The organism is Thalassolituus sp. UBA2590, from assembly GCF_002339775.1.
Lineage (GTDB): Bacteria > Pseudomonadota > Gammaproteobacteria > Pseudomonadales > Oceanobacteraceae > Thalassolituus.
In genome coordinates, this window is sequence record NZ_DDKU01000018.1 from 1 (window position 1) to 16473 (window position 16473).

A 16473-nucleotide genomic window follows, 5' to 3' on the forward strand; every position below is an offset into this window, starting at 1 on the left:
CAAAACTGTGGGACAGCAGTGCCGCAATTGCGGGCTTTTTATTAACTGAGCTGATCACAAGTGTGAGACGAGCGATCAGGCCTCAGCGACAGGTTTCACAACGAAGAGCAGGTCGCCCTGATTCACTTGCTGACCATCCGTGTTCATAACACGAGTTACCTTAAACTTCTGCTTAGCCGGATAGAGCTGACTGCCAGCACGGTTAAACTGTTTAAGGCTCAGCGGTGTGAACATTTTCATGGCTTCCATCAGACACAGGGTCTGAGAAACATCAATCACGTCACCTTCTTTCACAAAGGCAGGCTCACTCGGAGAAGATGAACCGTAGAAAATACTGGTCGACGGTGACAGTACTTTCAGTTCATCTGAGCCTTCAATTTTGAGCTGCGAGGCGTCGACGGCATCTGCGTTCATGTCTGCCGCGTCTTCGATGTCTTTAATCAGTGCATCGAGATCAATCCGATCCAGGAATTTCGGCAGATAAGTCGTATCGTAAACGCCATCAACAAATACGTTGTCGTCCAGCACGCGCTTGAGAAGCGGGATGTTGGTGCATACGCCGGTGATTTTTACTTCATCCAGGTACTTACGCAATTTTGCGATGGTGTCGTTACGGTCTTCGCCATAACAGATGATCTGCGCGACCATGCTGTCGTAGAACGGCGATACCTGCTTGCCTGCGGCAGCCATCGAAATTAATTCGATGTGGTCGTATTTCGGTAAAACGCACTCGCGGATTGTTCCTGGTGTTGGGACAAACTCCACGTCATCGCCTTTGAATACGGCTTTTTCAGCGTTGATACGAACTTCGATGGCGTAGCCTTTGTGATCTGGTTTCAGATCAGCGATATTACCACCTTCCGCAATACGGAACTGAGTCGAGACAATGTCGATACCAGAAACCAGTTCGGTCACAGGGTGCTCTACCTGAAGACGGGTGTTCATCTCCATGAAGTAGATCGCCATGTTGTCGAGGTCGAAAATAAACTCAACGGTACCGGCGCCAACATAGTCGACAGCGTCTGCCAGTTTTTCTGCGTAATCGTAGGCACCTTGCTCCAGCTCGCGCGGCAGCATGGTAGAGCCTGACTCTTCGAAAATTTTCTGGTTATTACGCTGAACGGAGCAGTCACGCAGGCCCAGGATTTTGGTGTTGCCCTGAGAGTCACGCAGAACCTGAACCTCAATGTGGCGCAGAGACGTCACGTATTTTTCAAGGTAAACATCACCATTACCAAAGGCGGCTTTTGCTTCGGTAGAAATCTGGTGGAACAGGGCGTGAATGCGGTCTGCTGATTCAACAACCTGAATCCCTTTACCGCCACCACCATGTACGGCTTTAAGCAGTACCGGGTAGCCAATTTCATCTGCAACGCTCGCGGCATTCGCGGAGCTGGTCAGAATACCGTGAGAGCCGGGGACAACAGGCACGTTCACGCGCATCGCGGTGTTAATGGCGTTCGATTTGTTACCCATGGTTTCCATTGAGGAGACCGGTGGGCCAACAAAATTAATGTCGTGGTTGCCACAGAGTGCAGCGAACTGGCTGCTTTCTGACAGGAAGCCAATCCCTGGGTGCAGTGCATCAACACCTTCGTGATGAGCAATGCGCAAGACAGACTTGGCGTTGAGATAACTTTCATCCGGTGTGTTACCACCAATACAGACAACGCGATCCTGTGGCCCAAGCATATCAACAGGTACAGATTCCATATCCGGATCAGACTGGATCAGTACGACTTTAATGTCGTTTTCCTGTGCCTTACGGATCAGCTTAACAGCGGTACAGCCACGAGCGTGGACCATGACCTTGTTGATCTTGCCGTATTTTTTCTGACTGACTTCGTCTTCGGCGGTCAGTGGTGCCATGCGGGCCGCAGAAACATAACCTTCAAGGACACGTTCGAGTACATCGTTAACGCTGTAGCGTGCCACTGGCATATCCGGGTCAATTTCGCGCAGGCGTTCATCGAGATCGTCGAAGAATGGGTTCGAAACCAGTCCGTCCATTGAATCTGAAGAAACGGATAAATAGTTCGACAGAGTGCAGGTACTTGGCAGGTAACTAGGTACAACGATCTGCCCAGCGAACGGCATATTTGTACCTGAGAAATAATAGGTTTGCGCCAGCGGGTGCGTTACGAAACTCGCCTGAGCACCACCGGTACAGTCGCCAAAACCAAAGACCACCAGAGGCAGGTCATTGTCGCGAACAAAGCGGGTAATACGGTCGTTAACAACAGCCATTGAGAAGAGCGCCGCGGCACCTTCTTTGGTTTGCATGCCGCCGGAGGATACGAAGCAAACGACAGGCAATTGCTGGCGAGCGCATTCGACCATTAATTTGCAGAATTTCTCGGCACTGGCCATATCAAATGCGCCAGCCTGGAAATCCAGGTTCGATACCAGCGCACCGACGCGCTGTGTCTTGCCACCGATATTAATATCCGCAAGGCCGGTGATAACACCACATGGCTGAATATTATTTTTCAGCGCTTTTTCGATAGAAGAACGGAAACCCGGAAAGGCCACTGGGTCAGCTGACATCAGGTTGGCATTGATTTCTTCAAAGTTATCAAAGAAACGGTCAATGATGGCCTTCGGTGATGTGCGCTTCTGACGTTTGGTGTCATCAAGTACGTCCTGAATAAGCAGGTCGTGATACGCCATGGTCAGACGGTTCCAGAAGTCTTTACGACGACCGATGCTGACCGGGTTGATGCGGCCGTTGTAGCTCTTGCCCGATTTTTCTGCGTTGTAATACTCAGGAAGAAGCTTCTCGAAAATAAACGTAATCACCACGAAGAGGGTTTCAGACAAGCGCGGGAAGGCGAGCTTTTTCCACTCTTCGACAGACTTCAGGAATTCACCGCTCTGCGAACTCTTGATGAAATAGCTGAGCCAGTAATTGAAGGACTCGAGTTCCTTTATGGTGTAGCTTTCGCCCTTGGTCGCTTCTGACAGGGACTTGTCCAACAGTGCTTTCACAGAATCGCGGGAAAGTGCACGGTTGTTGTTCGCTTCTTTCGCGACACTGACGAGGTTATGGATAAAGTTGTCGTAGAGGCTGCCAAACACCAGCATGTTCTGACAAACGTGACGGAATTCTTCGCGCAGTTCGTCATGCAGAATGGCATCCAGAATCGTGATGTCTGGGTTGGCCGGGTTCTGAATATTTTCCTGACGGAACTGAATATACGGTGCCAGCGCTTCTTCAATAATTCGGCGGTTGGCTTCAGTCGCTTGTGTTTCTTCGTTGTTGCACAGAGCTTCTGAACGTGTCGAGAGTTTCAGTTCGGCACGGATGCTTTCTGGCAGTAGTTCGTCTGAAAGAATGGTATTCAGCGCGGTCGCCAGAGACTGACGCAGGGTCCCTTTGCCTTTTTCGGCGTTGCGCTCGGAGGTCAGCTCCTGACGGGTTTCGTGTGGTAACTGCTCACGAATATAAGCCGCCAGTGGGTGCGGATTGTCTTCAATAAAATCGGCAACGGCGCCGGCATCAAGAATATCGGACGAGCGCAGCAAAAAGCGGCTCTGGCGATAATCTTCAAGGTAATTAAGCAGGCCCTGGAAATTAACCGCGGCATCAGACTTCCAGCGGTTAAACAGATACAGGCCGAAATTAAAGCAAAGGTCCTGCTTTGCTTTCAGGTAGTTATTCTTTGGTTCACCCAGGAAAAGACGGACGATGGTATTACGGCTTTCGTCACGTTCTTCGTATTTCGCCCAGAAGGTTTTCCAGCTCTTTTGCAGGCCATCGTCGTAAACAATTTTTTCAGGCGCCTGTAGCCATTTCTGGAATTTACGATTCTGCTCATTCTGAATGCGTTGCTCCAGCTGACCTGCTGGGATTTCTTTATCCGCAAGGCGGCCGTAGTTCTCTACCGTGGTGGAGTGAATACGACGACGCAGAGTCAGGTAGCGTGTATATCGATAACAGAGGCCGAAGATGTTGATGTGTTCGGTCGGGCTCTGAGCAAGGAAGAAATTCGCGTTATTCTCAAGCGTTGACAGTTTTTCTGATGGGTTCAGGAAACGATCAATACTGCGCTTGTAGTGGTCCATCAGGTAAGGGTTGTTGCGCGTAAATTCTTTCGCACCTTCTTCGATGGATTGAATACCGCTGGTAATTGCACGCAGCAGATTTGCACGTTTCTCATCAGCGTCTGTCGGTGCGTAATCAATAATGCCATCAATCACGCCGGATTCACGCAATTGGTAGCCTGATACTCCAACGTATTTCGCACATTCCTGCCATGACAGGTTGTACTTACGTGCGATGCTGGCAAGGCCCTGTGGCTGAATCGTATTGAAAATACCATCGCGTACTGACAACAGGATGTTTGTCGCGGCCAGAGGAATAGCACCGCCTGAGTAACCCGCGCCCCAGATAATACCTATGGTCGGTACATCGTTGTTCACCATTTCGGTGATCAGGTGGCTGATTGAGTGCGCCTGGTTATTGGCATTGGCCAGCTCACCAGCGTCGGCCCCTGGGGTATCGATAAAGGTGATGATCGGCATCGCACGGCTGGCGTAATTTTTTGCCTGTTGTGCCGCACGGTTGTGATGAATCGGTCCCCAGGCTCCATTGGAGTGGGAGCGGTTCTGGCAGATAAAGCCAACACGGCGAATCTGACCACCAAAATCGAGGTCTGCTTCAGCGCAGTACAGTGGCCCGTCTTCGACTTCTGAGACCACACGAACAACGAGATGCTGAACGATACTCTTTGCGTCAGTGCGCTGAGGATTTTCGCTGGGTGCAACGACGCTTTGGATATAGTCGTCGATGTTGAGCTTTCTTAGTCGATCCAGCTCAATAGCGCATTGTTGTGGAGCAATCAGGCCTTTAACTTTGTGATCAACCGCGTTGTCTTCATACTCGGGAAAAAGCGAGAAGTCCGCCGATAATTTTTCGGCGATCTGAAATAACGGGTCCGTATGATTCGGTAATTCTTGTTGTGTCATGCGTTGTATTCCGTTGGTCATTCTCAGGCGTTTCACTGAACCCGGTGTCACTGGGTTACATGCCTGATTTTTTTAGTTTTTATGCCCCATTGAGTAAGCTCCGGTATCCCGGATAGAGGTATGCCACGGTGATCCGCTTGTTACACCTTTTTAAATACCAGGGTGGCGTTTGTACCACCAAAGCCAAAGCTGTTTGACATGATCGTCGTCAAACTGGCATCACGGTTTTCGGTAACAAGCGGCACGTCCGCCGCGCCCGGATCGCGTTCAGTCACGTTCGCGCTTCCGGTGATAAAGCCATCTTTCTGCATTAACAGGCAGTAGATAGCTTCCTGAACACCCGCCGCTCCAAGAGAGTGGCCAGTCAAAGATTTGGTTGAGCTGAAAGGGGGCACGTTACCACTGAAGGCACGCTTAACAGCGTCAAGCTCGCAAATATCACCCGCTGGCGTACTGGTGCCGTGGGTGTTCAGATAATCGATGTTCGGGTTGCCTGCCATTTCCAGAGCGTCGCGCATACAACGCTCCGCGCCTTCGCCTGAAGGAGCAACCATGTCAGCGCCGTCAGAGGTAGCGCCATAGCCGATGATTTCGGCATAAATCGTCGCGCCACGTTTGACCGCGTGTTCGTATTCTTCAAGAACGACCATGCCCGCACCGCCGGCAATAACAAAGCCATCGCGAGTCGCGTCGTAGGGGCGAGAGGCCTTATCCGGGGTGTCGTTGTACTTGGTCGAAAGGGCGCCCATCGCATCAAACTGCATGGTCAGCGTCCAGTGTTCTTCTTCGCCGCCGCCAGCGAACATAATGTCCTGCTTACCCCACTGGATAAGCTCCATTGCATTACCGATACAATGGGCGCTGGTCGCACACGCGGAGGTAATGGAGTAGTTCACGCCACGAATAGAAAATGGGGTGGCCAGGTTGGCCGATACGGTGCTGCCCATAGAACGGGTCACACGGTATGGGCCTACACGACGGATGCCTTTTTCGCGTAGGGTGTCGACGGCTTCAACGATATCGCTGGACGATGCACCGCCAGAACCTGCAATCAGGCCAGTACGCGGGCTGCTGACCATATCTTCGCTGAGACCTGCATCCGCGATGGCTTCTTTCAGAGCAATGTAGGAGTAGGCAGCAGAGTCGCCCATGAAGCGGCGCTGCTTGCGATCGATATGATCATCTGGGTTTATTTGTGGTCTGCCAGCGATGTGGCTTCTGAAGCCCGCGTCTTCGTATTCGGGGATGTAACGGATACCCGATGTCTGGCCTCTAAGGGAGGTCAGTACCTCTTCCTTATTGTTGCCGATGCAACTAACAATTCCTAACCCAGTGATAACGACGCGGCGCATTACGACTAAACCTTGCCTTCTGTTCTGATACCTTAAACACACGTGGAAGGCTCACGGACGCCTCCTCCCACAGAAGCCCCTCACTATAAAGCACTGGGCGCCGGGAACAAATTAAAATGTGTGTTTTCGGTGGAGAGGGGCCGGATTTGGCTCACTTGCGCAACGTTGCGACTGTCTGGCGCCAATATGAGGCGAGTGACAGCAGGGCAATGACAGCCGCGGCAACCGTCAGAATTCGCGTGTCGGGGTAGCGGCTGTCGTGAAATAACATAGTGATACAGGTGATGGTCATCAGGCCAGCTGCGAAGCGTTCAAGCCCTTTGCCCTGAAGCCACCAGATCTCATCCGTCAGCTTTTGAGCGATCAGTGCAAAGATGAGGCCTGCGGCAGAACCGACCAGAATATCCAGCGGCCAGTGCGCGCCAACCGCGGCACGGCTGATCGCGGCAACCAGAGCGATCACGAGAAGCGCAATCGTACCGCCGATGCTTCGCATGTTGAGGGCGAGCAAACCAGCGGTCGCTAATGCGGTAAAGGAATGCCCGGACGGGAACGCGTGGTTCTTAACGACGGGACCGATGACCTTGAAAACGTCGGCATCTAACACGGCAGGCGGACGCGGTATTTCAAGCAGGTTCTTCAGACCATGAACAAACAGGGCGCCGATAATCAGCAGTACAAACCCGGAATTGAAAATATGCGGGTAACGGCTGGCAACAATCGCGATCACAGCAACGGCAAACAAGGTGTCGGCAACAAAGGTCATGTTGGCCCAGAAGGCATCTGGTAGAACGCCCGCGTTAGCGTTGAACCAGAGGAATATTTCCTGATTAGAGCCTTGCGACGTTACGCCTGCTGCCAGAACAAGCAGCAGCATGGCGAGGCTGATGAGCAGCGTATCTGTCTTCATTCGGTCGCTTCACTTTCCGGTTGGCCGCCGCTGTGGCGAATGATCATGATCGGGCCTGACTGATATAAAACATCAAAAGGATGTTCAATACGTTTCACTCTGTCTTCGCGGGCAAAACCTACCTCGCCCGGCTCCAATCGACGGCGCTCAGTCCAGGTATCGAGATAGACGTTGAAACTCGGCATATCAATGGATTGAGTAACCACCGGCTCGCCCAGCTCTTTGGCAAACATTGCGGCGTCCCAAACCGGACGCTGCTGGGTTTCACTGAAGGTCGGGATGAACAGGAACCAAAGCAGAACAGACTGAACGACGCCCGCCATAACCAGACCAAACCATGGGCTGAAACGCTTCCAGAAAATCAGAGCCAGCGCCGCGATCGTTCCCAGGGCCGCCAGAATCACAAAATCAGTATTAAAGTACTCCGCAGCACGCTGCGCAGTGGCGATCTCAATGGGGTTGGTCAGTCGCGCTTCTACTATCGGGATCAGTAAAGGGAAGGCGACCATAAGGCCAAACAGGATCAATGGGAACACGGCAGCCAGCAGGCGACTCTGTAGCCAGTTACGGTAACGAGCCATCAGAATAACCAGCGGTGTTACCCCATAGAGGATGTAGTGTGGCAGCTTAGTACTGGCAAGACTGAATAAGACCAGTACGACCAGGAACCAGATCCACAGGAAGCGGTTCAGATGGTCGCCGCCTGCCAGTGTGGTTTTGATGGATGGCAGTATGCGTAGCAGAAGTCCGCCAAAAGGGGCAAGCACGAACGGCAGTACCATAGGGTAAAACAGAAGCCCGCCGTCGTGTCCTTCCATGGCGTTATTGAAACGGTTGACGTTGTGCTTCATAAAGAAGCCGTCGATAAACTCCTGACCGTGAATCTGATACGCCGCGATATACCATGGGGCTGCGATCGTTAGAAATATGATCCAGCCGGGAATGTAAAAAATCGCGCGCAGGAATTCCTGTCGGTAGCCACTGCTCAGGTAGAACAGGCCTCCAGCCATAAACGGAATAGCAACCGCCACTGGGCCTTTGGTGAGTGTGCCGAGTGCCATGAGTACATAGATCCCAATCAGCAGGCCGCGAGATGGCGCCTGAGAATAGAGATACATGGCCAGCATGGTGGTGGCCAGGATCATGTTGAGCAGGCCGTCAGCCGTAGCAACGTGGGTAATGGCATTGATGCCTGCAGCGGTCGCTGCCATAAGCGCGGCGGCAATGGCGGTCTGCTGGTCTGTTACTTTGCGGGTAAAGGCAAAAATCGCAAGCACCCACAGAATGCCTGCCAGAGCTGATGGCAGTCGGAATACCCAGACATCGGTGCCGAAGGCTGCGACAGAGGCGGCCTGGAGCCAGTAAATCAGAATGGGTTTATCGAAACGGATGCGATCATTGAGGTAAGTGGTGATGAAATCACCACGCTCGAACATTCCCCGTGTCGCTTCGCTGAATGCGCCTTCGTCATGGTCAAACAGCAGGAAGCCGTTGAGGTTCATAGTCATCAGGACGATGACAAACCCCAGCAGCCAGAGAGGCAGTGCAGTACGGCTCATAAAGAAATCAACTGGTAGATGAGTTCGTTGTCTCGGAAGCGCCCGTGTCGGATGCCTGCGCTGTTGTGTTGGCTTCAGCCCAGTCGTCTTCACCTGCTGGTACTTCATCGTCTCTGTGGTAGATGACGTACTGTTCACGTTTCGAAGATTCGAAGTAAGTACGCGAGATCAGCTCTGAGAGTACACCGGTTGTCAGGAACTGCAGCGAGGCAATCAGGAAGACCACCGCGATGAGGAATAGTGGTCGACCTCCTATATCTTCGCCCATAGCGAACTTAACAATCGCGAGGTACACCAGCAACAAAGAGCTCACAGAGCCGAGCGCCAGGCCGATAGACCCGAAGAAGTGACCCGGGCGGGCGCGGTAGCGCATAAAGAAATAGACAGACAGCAGATCCAGAATCACCCGGAAAGTACGTGAGATACCGTACTTCGACTCGCCTGCGGTCCGTGCGTTGTGATTAACAACAATTTCACCGATGCGGCTTGGTGGCACAACCGCAGCTACCCAGGCTGGGATAAAACGGTGCATTTCACCGTAGAGGCGCACTTGCTTGATAACAGACGACTTGTAGATTTTCAGAGAGCAGCCGTAATCATTGATACGCACGCCTGTGATCTTGCCGATCAGGCGGTTTGCAATGCGTGATGGAATCTTACGCAGGAACAGGTCGTCCTTGCGGTTTTTACGCCAGCCAGTAAGCAGATCGAGGTCGCGCTCAATCAGGTGGTCGACCATACGTGGAATATCATTCGGATCATTCTGCAGGTCACCATCGAGGGTAGCGATCAGGTCACCGCGGGCTTCATCGATGCCCGCCTGCATGGCTGCGGTCTGGCCGAAGTTACGGCGCAGTTCGATCACACGGACATGGCGGCCGTAGTCGTCGGCTTCGCGTTGCAGGGCCTGAGGCGTGCCGTCAGTCGAGCCGTCGTCGACGACCAGTAGCTCCCACTTACCTTCGTAAGTAGACAGAGCATTATGAACCGCTTCCACCATTGGTTTTACATTTTCTATTTCGTTATACATAGGAATAACGATGGAGAGAGATGGCTTGGCGTTTTTTGCCTCAGTCAAGGGAGATACCACGCTTAGTCTTTAGAAAGTCGTGCGCGATGATACCGGAAACTCGTACCCGGTAAAATAACCGCGTCCCTCAGAATTCCGGGACTTCAGTGCTTAATAACCGAACGCTGAGTTGCAAGGGTTAGTATGCCAGTGAGGATAAATGTACTGCCGAGCACGAACAGGTGCAGGTTTACCGCTGCTGCGAGAGCTGGGCCGCTCTCAATCCCCCAGGGCAGGAGGCCAGCCAGTACGCCAGCTTCGTAGGTGCCGGCGCCTGCTAATCCGTGGATGGGCAATACCGAGCTGAGCTCGCCTGTCGTCGCACCACTCCAGCTGGCACTGAGCGTGAGGCCAGTGAAGGCACTGAGTAGCCAACTGAACACGGCGAGTTTTACCACCCAGTTGATGATGGTCCAGAGCAGGGCGCGGATAAAGGTAAAGGGGTTGTCCGGCAGTGCCGTCATCAGTTCAAGCGCTTTGACCTTCCAGCCCTGGCCTGACTGAAGATGCTTGCGGACAGTCTCCTGTAAAATCAGCGCGAGCAGAGGGGCCGCGAGTACCGCGCCTGCCAGCGCGTAGCGGACTTCTGATCCCCAGGGCATCAGGCTTTGCAGGCTGATAAACGCCAGAGCCAGCAAAACATATAGGTCGAGCAGTCTTAGCCAGAGCAGAGCAGGACCGGAATGACGGTAAGGAACCTGATACTGCTGTTTCATTAATAGCGGGAAGGTTGCCTCACCGCTGCGCATCGGCAGGAGATTATTAAAGAAGTTATGCAGGACGGTGATTCTTAACAGTGGCGCAAACTGTCCTTTCGTGTAACTGCCGAAGAAATCGTAGAAACGCAGCGCACGCAGCAGGTAGCTCACGAGCATCAATGACAGTGCGATGCCCAGTTGGCGTGGTTCAATTGCTTGCCAGCTCTCAGCGATCCTGGCCCAGCCATAGTGTGCCTCTACCAGCCAGACCAGACCAAAGAGTAGGGCCGTACCCAGCCAGAATTTCCACGAAGTCAGCACGAGAAGAAGTGTCCTGTAATGAAGCTGGCGCGTATTCTCTATGTTGAGCACCATCGTGGCAATACCGCTTAAAAACCACGTCTGCTATTCGCACCTGTTGTGGATTGCACCATTCCGCTACAATTTGGCGATCATAGCGCCTGAAGGGTCAGGCTGACTGCTCGTTGTTGGAGAAATTCAGTTGAAAGTTCTGTTGGTAAAAACATCGTCTCTTGGAGATGTCTTTCATACGCTTCCTGCGGTGCAGGATGCGTTCCGGCAGGTGCTCGATATTGAATTTCATTGGGTGGTTGAAGAAGGTTTCAGCGAAGTGCCTGAGTGGCACCCTGCGGTCACGCGCGTTATTCCTGTAGCGTGGCGGCGCTGGCGTAAGTCGTTAAAAGATCCGGCCGTACGCGCAGAGATGAAGGCCTTCTACCGCTCCATCCGCGAGGAAAAATACGATCTGGTACTGGATGCTCAGGGGTTGATCAAAAGTGCTGTGTATACTCGTCTGGCGCGCGGAACTAAAGCTGGCCTTGACCGGGCGAGTCTGAGAGAACCTTTGGCAGCGCTAGCCTATAAACGTCGCATTCGTGTGCCTAAGGGCCAGCACGCGATTCTCCGAACGCGTCAGTTGTTCGCCCGCGCACTGAATTATCGCCTGCCGGAGCAGCTGGCTTACGGTATTGATAAGTCACGGTGGGAACGCCCGGATATCGAAGGTGAGTATTGGGTATTTCTTCATGGGACGACATGGGTAACCAAGCTCTGGCCAGAAGCCTACTGGCGTTCGCTGGCTGAGCTTGGCGTCGCTCAGGGGAAGAAAGTGGTCTTACTCTGGGGCAATGACGAAGAGCGTGAACGGGCTGAACGCATTGTTGATGGGATTGAGGGGGCCCAGGTCCTCCCTCGTATGCCGTTGAACGAAGTCAGTGCCTGGCTCGCCTATGCCGAAGGCGTCGTCGGTGTGGATTCTGGTTTGTCTCATCTTGCTGCGGCAATGGAGACAGGCATGATCGCTATTTTCGGATCAACCGATGCGACACTGACCGGCGTGCTTGGGCCGCATTGTGAAATCATTAAGAGTGAGCTGGAATGTGCTCCGTGTCGTTCCAAGCAATGCTTGTTGAACGAGCCCGGAGACATCCAGCCGCCATGCTATCGGGAAATTACCCCTGAGCGCGTGAAAGATCAGTTACTGATACAAATAAGCGAGGCCTGAACAGGCCTCGCTTTTGTTCATCAGTTGTCCCTATCTGCCATCAGGCGCTACGCACGTGACGCGCTGACTGCTCCATCGATGAGTTCAGCTCGCGACGACGGAATTCACCCGGCGAGATGCCTGTCCAGGTTTTGAAACGGCGTTGAAATGAACGTGGTTCAGTGAAGCCAAGTCGTAACGCGATGTCGGACACTGACCATTCCTTTGTTGTCAGCCATTCCTGAGAGAGTTCGAGTCGGAGTTCGTCGAGGATCTGCTGATAAGAAGATTCAGCCTCCAGAAGACGTCGCTGCAGAGTTCGTTCAGACATGCCCAGCTGGCTGGCGACGCGTTCCCGGCGAGGGATCGTCCGTTCCATCATATTCTGCAGTGTAGAGCGAACCTGAATCACAACAGGGTCACACTGTTGCAGCTCCTGGTGTTGCTTCTCTGCCTGCTCCTGCAGCGTTTTAAGCAGTGTTGGATCGGGGTGGCGAATCGGCAGGTCCATCAGTGATGCGTCAAACTCCATTACGTTTACTCCTGAATCAAAGATCAGTTCACAGCGGAAGTACTCTTGATAGCGTTCAAGTGTCTCCGCCGGTGGGGCTTTGTGTTCGAAATAGATTCTTATCGGTGCGATATCGTCCCGGCCGGTCACCCAGCGCGCATACTCCACGGTGGTGGCCAAATATTCATCAATCAGATGAGGGCGGACCAGTGTGTCGCGGCAATAGCAGTTCCAGCGCACTGAAACAATGTGCTCACCTTCGGCGAGATCGGTCGTGCCGAGATTGCCAATCAGTGCCTCGTAGCGGGGAACCAGCCGGAAAGCTTCTCCTCCGCTCTGGCAGTTCATGATCAGATAGCCGACAAGACCAAATGCGCCGGGCGCGACGTATCGGGCACTTTTGAAACCAAACTCCGGATCGGCTGCCTTAGTGATCATCCAGCGCATCATGGCTTCGAAATCACATGCCTCTACTCTGGCCAGGCGATTGTCCAGCACTCCGTGATTAACAGAGCATGCGTTGAGTACATCGGTAGGCGCTATACCGTAGTCCTGCGCAGTGCGCAGAAACAAACGAACGAACGCCGACGACACTGTGCCGGGGACATAATTATTATTCTTGTTCATAAGTTCTTCCATGTATCTGGAACATTCTGTGTCAGAACCGCACCTAAGGGTAGATCAGCAGAAACATAGGATGATCGTTATACTGATTTAACGCTTCGTATGCGGCAAGCACATGTGTGTTACAGAATGTTAGTGCTCGGTTATATAGTCTCCGGCCCTTTCATTCCTGAGGTGAGATGGCGCAGAATGCACAAAAAAGGGGGAGGTCTATGTCCATAACTGATTGGAAATCTGGTGGAAGAGAGCAGAGCTGGCGAGCGCTGACGGAGAATACACACTGGGATATTGTTATTGCTGGTGGTGGTGTCACCGGCGCAGGCGTGGCCAGAGAGGCCGCCCGGCGGGGGCTGCGTGTGTTACTCGTTGACCGTCAGGACTTTTCTTGGGGGACCTCCAGCCGCTCTTCCAAAATGGTTCACGGTGGACTTCGTTACATCGCTCAGGGAGATGTCCGGACGACGCTGCATTCGGTTAAAGAGCGCGAGCGTCTGATGCAGGAGGCTCCGGGGCTGGTGGACCTGATGCCTTACATGATGCCGCATTACGAAGGCCGTTTCCCGGGTCGCTTTGCGTTCGGCATGTTGCTGAAGGTTTATGATCTGTTGGCACGGCGCAAGTATCACACTTTCCATGGGGCCGATGCCGTCCGTGAGCGCTATCCTTTCCTTAATCCGGATGGACTCACCGGTGCATCGGAATTTGCAGACGCCGTCACGGACGATAGCCGCCTGGTGATGCGTATTCTCCACGAGGCCCGGCGTGACGGTGCGGAAGTGCTGAATTATGTCGCCGTTGATCGTACTGAGCAGAATGCAGATGGCGTGACCATTTCGCTACGGGATACAGTGGGCGGCGCCACTTGCAAGGTCACCGCCTCAGTGCTTGTGAATGCGACGGGGGTCTGGGTCAACGAACTGCGCGAACAGCTGGGTCAGAGTGCCAATGTGCGACCGGCGAGGGGGAGTCACATTGTGATTCCGGCAGAGCGCCTGCCGGTGGATGTTTCCTTTACCATCCTTCATCCTCAGGATCAGCGTCCCATCTTTGTGTATCCATGGGAGGGCCGCACGGTGATCGGCACTACCGATCTCGATCACCCAAAACCCGATAATGGCGAAGTGGGCATTACCCGTCGCGAGATGGATTATCTTCTTGCTCTGGCGGACTTTCAGTTTCCTGAGGCTGCAATTCAGGAGCAGGATGTTATCTCCAGCTGGGCAGGAGTTCGCCCTCTGGTGGCCAGCGGCGCCAAGAACAGTTCAAAAGAGAGTCGTGACCATACCGTCTGGAAAGATGGGCGTGTGGTGTCCGTTAGTGGGGGTAAGCTGACGACTTTCCGCTTGATTGCGCTTGATGTTCTTAAAGAGGCTCGCGAAGAGCTGCCAGAGTACGAAGTCGATAAGAAAGCGCCGGTTTTCAGTATTACCGATCCAGGCATTTCTTCTCTCGCAAGCGAACAGATGGCGCATCGGCTGGCTGGGTTCTATGGCCGCGATGCGGCTGAGATCATTGGCGCTGCGAAAGCACACGGTGGCGCGGAGGATCTGGAGCCTATCCCAGGGACTCATACTTGCTGGGCCGAGCTTCGCTGGCAGGCCGCGAGTGAGGCCGTTGTGCATCTGGATGATCTGCTGCTCAGGCGCAGCCGTCTTGGACTCTTGCTCAAAAATGGAGGGCTTGATCTGTTGCCTGATCTGAAAGAAAGGCTGCAGCCAATCCTTGGCTGGTCTGATGAACATTGGGCCGCCGAAGTCGAGCGCTATCGTCGCCTGTGGTCGCAATTCTATTCGTTGCCATCCGCACAGTCTGAGCAGGCTGCAAAGACTTCAGAGGCCGAGATCGCCTGATTGCTGTGACACCGTATGGATTGCTTGCTCAATGCTTGCTTCCAGCTCGCTGGGCGTGACTTCAAGTGACGCCCAGTCGATCGTGTCGGCGGCTCCTTTTTCCCACTGCATCAATGCTTTCAGATGTTGACCGTATACCCCCGCGTTTTCGGTAATTGCCTGGGTGAGCTCTTTTGGCAGATTTACGCGGGCGCAGACTTCATCGATGGGCATATCCAGCATGGCATCAAGAAGGGAAAAGAGCCCCAGAGTGAACGCGGTATCCGGCTCCATTGTGTCTGTTCCGGCTGACAGGCTCTGCATCAGGTAACCACGAAACAGGGCCTGTTGTTGAAGCACTGCCGGTTTGTCGGAGAGCTTGCCCAGGGCGAGTAGATTCGCCCAATTACGTATTCGGCTGAGCCCGAGTGCGGTTGCTGCTCTCTGTAGAGTGGTAATGGGGGCTCCGTGATTCACTTGCGGTGAGTTCGCCATTTGCAGCAACCGATAGCTTAACTGAGGGTCGCGGCGCACGGTGTCGACGATATCGTCGAAATCGGCTTCTTCCTGATTTAATGCGCCTAGCAACTGCATGACCGCAAGGTGAGAGTCAGGTGTTCGTCGCCCGAACAGAATCACAGGCTTTGAGAAAAAATAGCCTTGAAATAAGTCGTAACCTGCAGCCTTGCAGTGCTCGAATTCTTCGTGGGTTTCTACCTTTTCCGCCAGCCAGAGTAAGCCTTCACGGTGAAACTTTTTGCGAACCGCTCCAGCATTATCAGGAGAGCCAAGCGCGGGGAGGTCAACCTTGACGATATCTGCGTACTTGAGCCAGGTAGCCTGTGCCTCATCACCTGTGAAATCGTCGACAGCGATACGGAAGCCCTGCTGCTTAAGCCGGGTAACCGCGTTGATGTTCTTATCTGTCGCCGGGATATGTTCCAGCAATTCAATGACCATCTCGTCGGGCGATAGCGGTAGATCAATGCTGAGAAAGTCTGCCGTGAAATTAACAAACGCAGGGCGGCCGCCGGTCACCAGTGCCATGCCAATTTCGTGGAGCGCGCCAATGACAACTTCGGTAGTGGCACTGTTACCGTGTGCATCCTGCCAGGCTTCTGATGCGTCAGGGATGGGGCGACATAGCAATTCGTAGGCATATATCGCTTTGTTGCTGTCCAGAATGGGCTGTCGTGCCAGTAATGGGCGGTCTTGCATATGTGATCCTGACTGTCTGGTTGAGTTTTTTTGAAATCTGTCGCACCGGAGCGTACGTTTGTCCGGCAATTAAAATGAGTGTAGCTGGTATTTTGTTCTGCGTTTTGGTGATGCTTGACTACACTTTTCTGAGTAACGATGTCCGGAGTAGATTATGAGCAACGTACTCAGCAGTGTTGACGCCCGAACCCAGCTCGTTGGGCAGAACAGGCTGGAACTACTGCTGTTCCA

General features: G+C 53.3%; 10 protein-coding genes. 2 read left to right on the forward strand and 8 right to left on the reverse strand.

What is annotated here, in order from left to right; genetic code table 11:
- Positions 1 to 75: 75 nt before the first annotated feature.
- From B2067_RS01435 to B2067_RS01460, 6 genes are all read right to left on the reverse strand, one after another.
- Positions 76 to 4968, reverse strand: a complete 4893-nt coding sequence (locus B2067_RS01435) for a biotin carboxylase N-terminal domain-containing protein (RefSeq protein WP_301387246.1) — start codon at positions 4966 to 4968, stop codon at positions 76 to 78.
- Positions 4969 to 5108: 140 nt separating this feature from the next.
- The gene (gene fabB / locus B2067_RS01440) at positions 5109 to 6320 is read right to left on the reverse strand and encodes a beta-ketoacyl-ACP synthase I (RefSeq protein WP_297533267.1); all 1212 of its coding nucleotides are present in this window, start codon (positions 6318 to 6320) and stop codon (positions 5109 to 5111) included.
- Between the two features lie 151 nt (positions 6321 to 6471).
- Positions 6472 to 7230: a phosphatase PAP2 family protein gene (locus B2067_RS01445; RefSeq protein ID WP_297533268.1), complete on the reverse strand. Its 759-nt coding sequence runs from the start codon at positions 7228 to 7230 to the stop codon at positions 6472 to 6474.
- On the reverse strand, positions 7227 to 8789 hold the full coding sequence (locus tag B2067_RS01450; RefSeq protein ID WP_301387247.1) for an ArnT family glycosyltransferase: 1563 nt from the start codon (positions 8787 to 8789) through the stop codon (positions 7227 to 7229). Before B2067_RS01450 ends, B2067_RS01445 begins: the two co-directional genes overlap by 4 nt.
- A gap of 7 nt (positions 8790 to 8796) precedes the next feature.
- Positions 8797 to 9867: a glycosyltransferase family 2 protein gene (locus B2067_RS01455; RefSeq protein WP_297533270.1), complete on the reverse strand. Its 1071-nt coding sequence runs from the start codon at positions 9865 to 9867 to the stop codon at positions 8797 to 8799.
- Positions 9868 to 9962: 95 nt separating this feature from the next.
- Positions 9963 to 10877: a lysylphosphatidylglycerol synthase transmembrane domain-containing protein gene (locus B2067_RS01460; protein ID WP_301376761.1), complete on the reverse strand. Its 915-nt coding sequence runs from the start codon at positions 10875 to 10877 to the stop codon at positions 9963 to 9965.
- A 181-nt stretch (positions 10878 to 11058) separates the two neighbouring features.
- Here B2067_RS01460 and waaC point away from each other — a divergent pair, with 181 nt between their 5' ends.
- A complete protein-coding gene (waaC, locus tag B2067_RS01465; RefSeq protein WP_301387248.1) occupies positions 11059 to 12081 on the forward strand; it encodes a lipopolysaccharide heptosyltransferase I in 1023 nt (340 codons plus the stop codon).
- A 40-nt stretch (positions 12082 to 12121) separates the two neighbouring features.
- Here the strand turns inward: waaC and B2067_RS01470 are convergent, their stop codons facing one another.
- Positions 12122 to 13198: an AraC family transcriptional regulator gene (locus tag B2067_RS01470; protein WP_301376763.1), complete on the reverse strand. Its 1077-nt coding sequence runs from the start codon at positions 13196 to 13198 to the stop codon at positions 12122 to 12124.
- A 209-nt stretch (positions 13199 to 13407) separates the two neighbouring features.
- Here B2067_RS01470 and B2067_RS01475 point away from each other — a divergent pair, with 209 nt between their 5' ends.
- Positions 13408 to 15045, forward strand: coding sequence for a glycerol-3-phosphate dehydrogenase/oxidase (locus B2067_RS01475; protein WP_301387249.1), 1638 nt, complete (start codon positions 13408 to 13410; stop codon positions 15043 to 15045).
- Here the strand turns inward: B2067_RS01475 and B2067_RS01480 are convergent.
- Positions 15025 to 16242: an EAL and HDOD domain-containing protein gene (locus B2067_RS01480; RefSeq protein WP_301387250.1), complete on the reverse strand. Its 1218-nt coding sequence runs from the start codon at positions 16240 to 16242 to the stop codon at positions 15025 to 15027. The genes B2067_RS01475 and B2067_RS01480 overlap by 21 nt on opposite strands.
- Positions 16243 to 16473 lie beyond the last annotated feature (231 nt).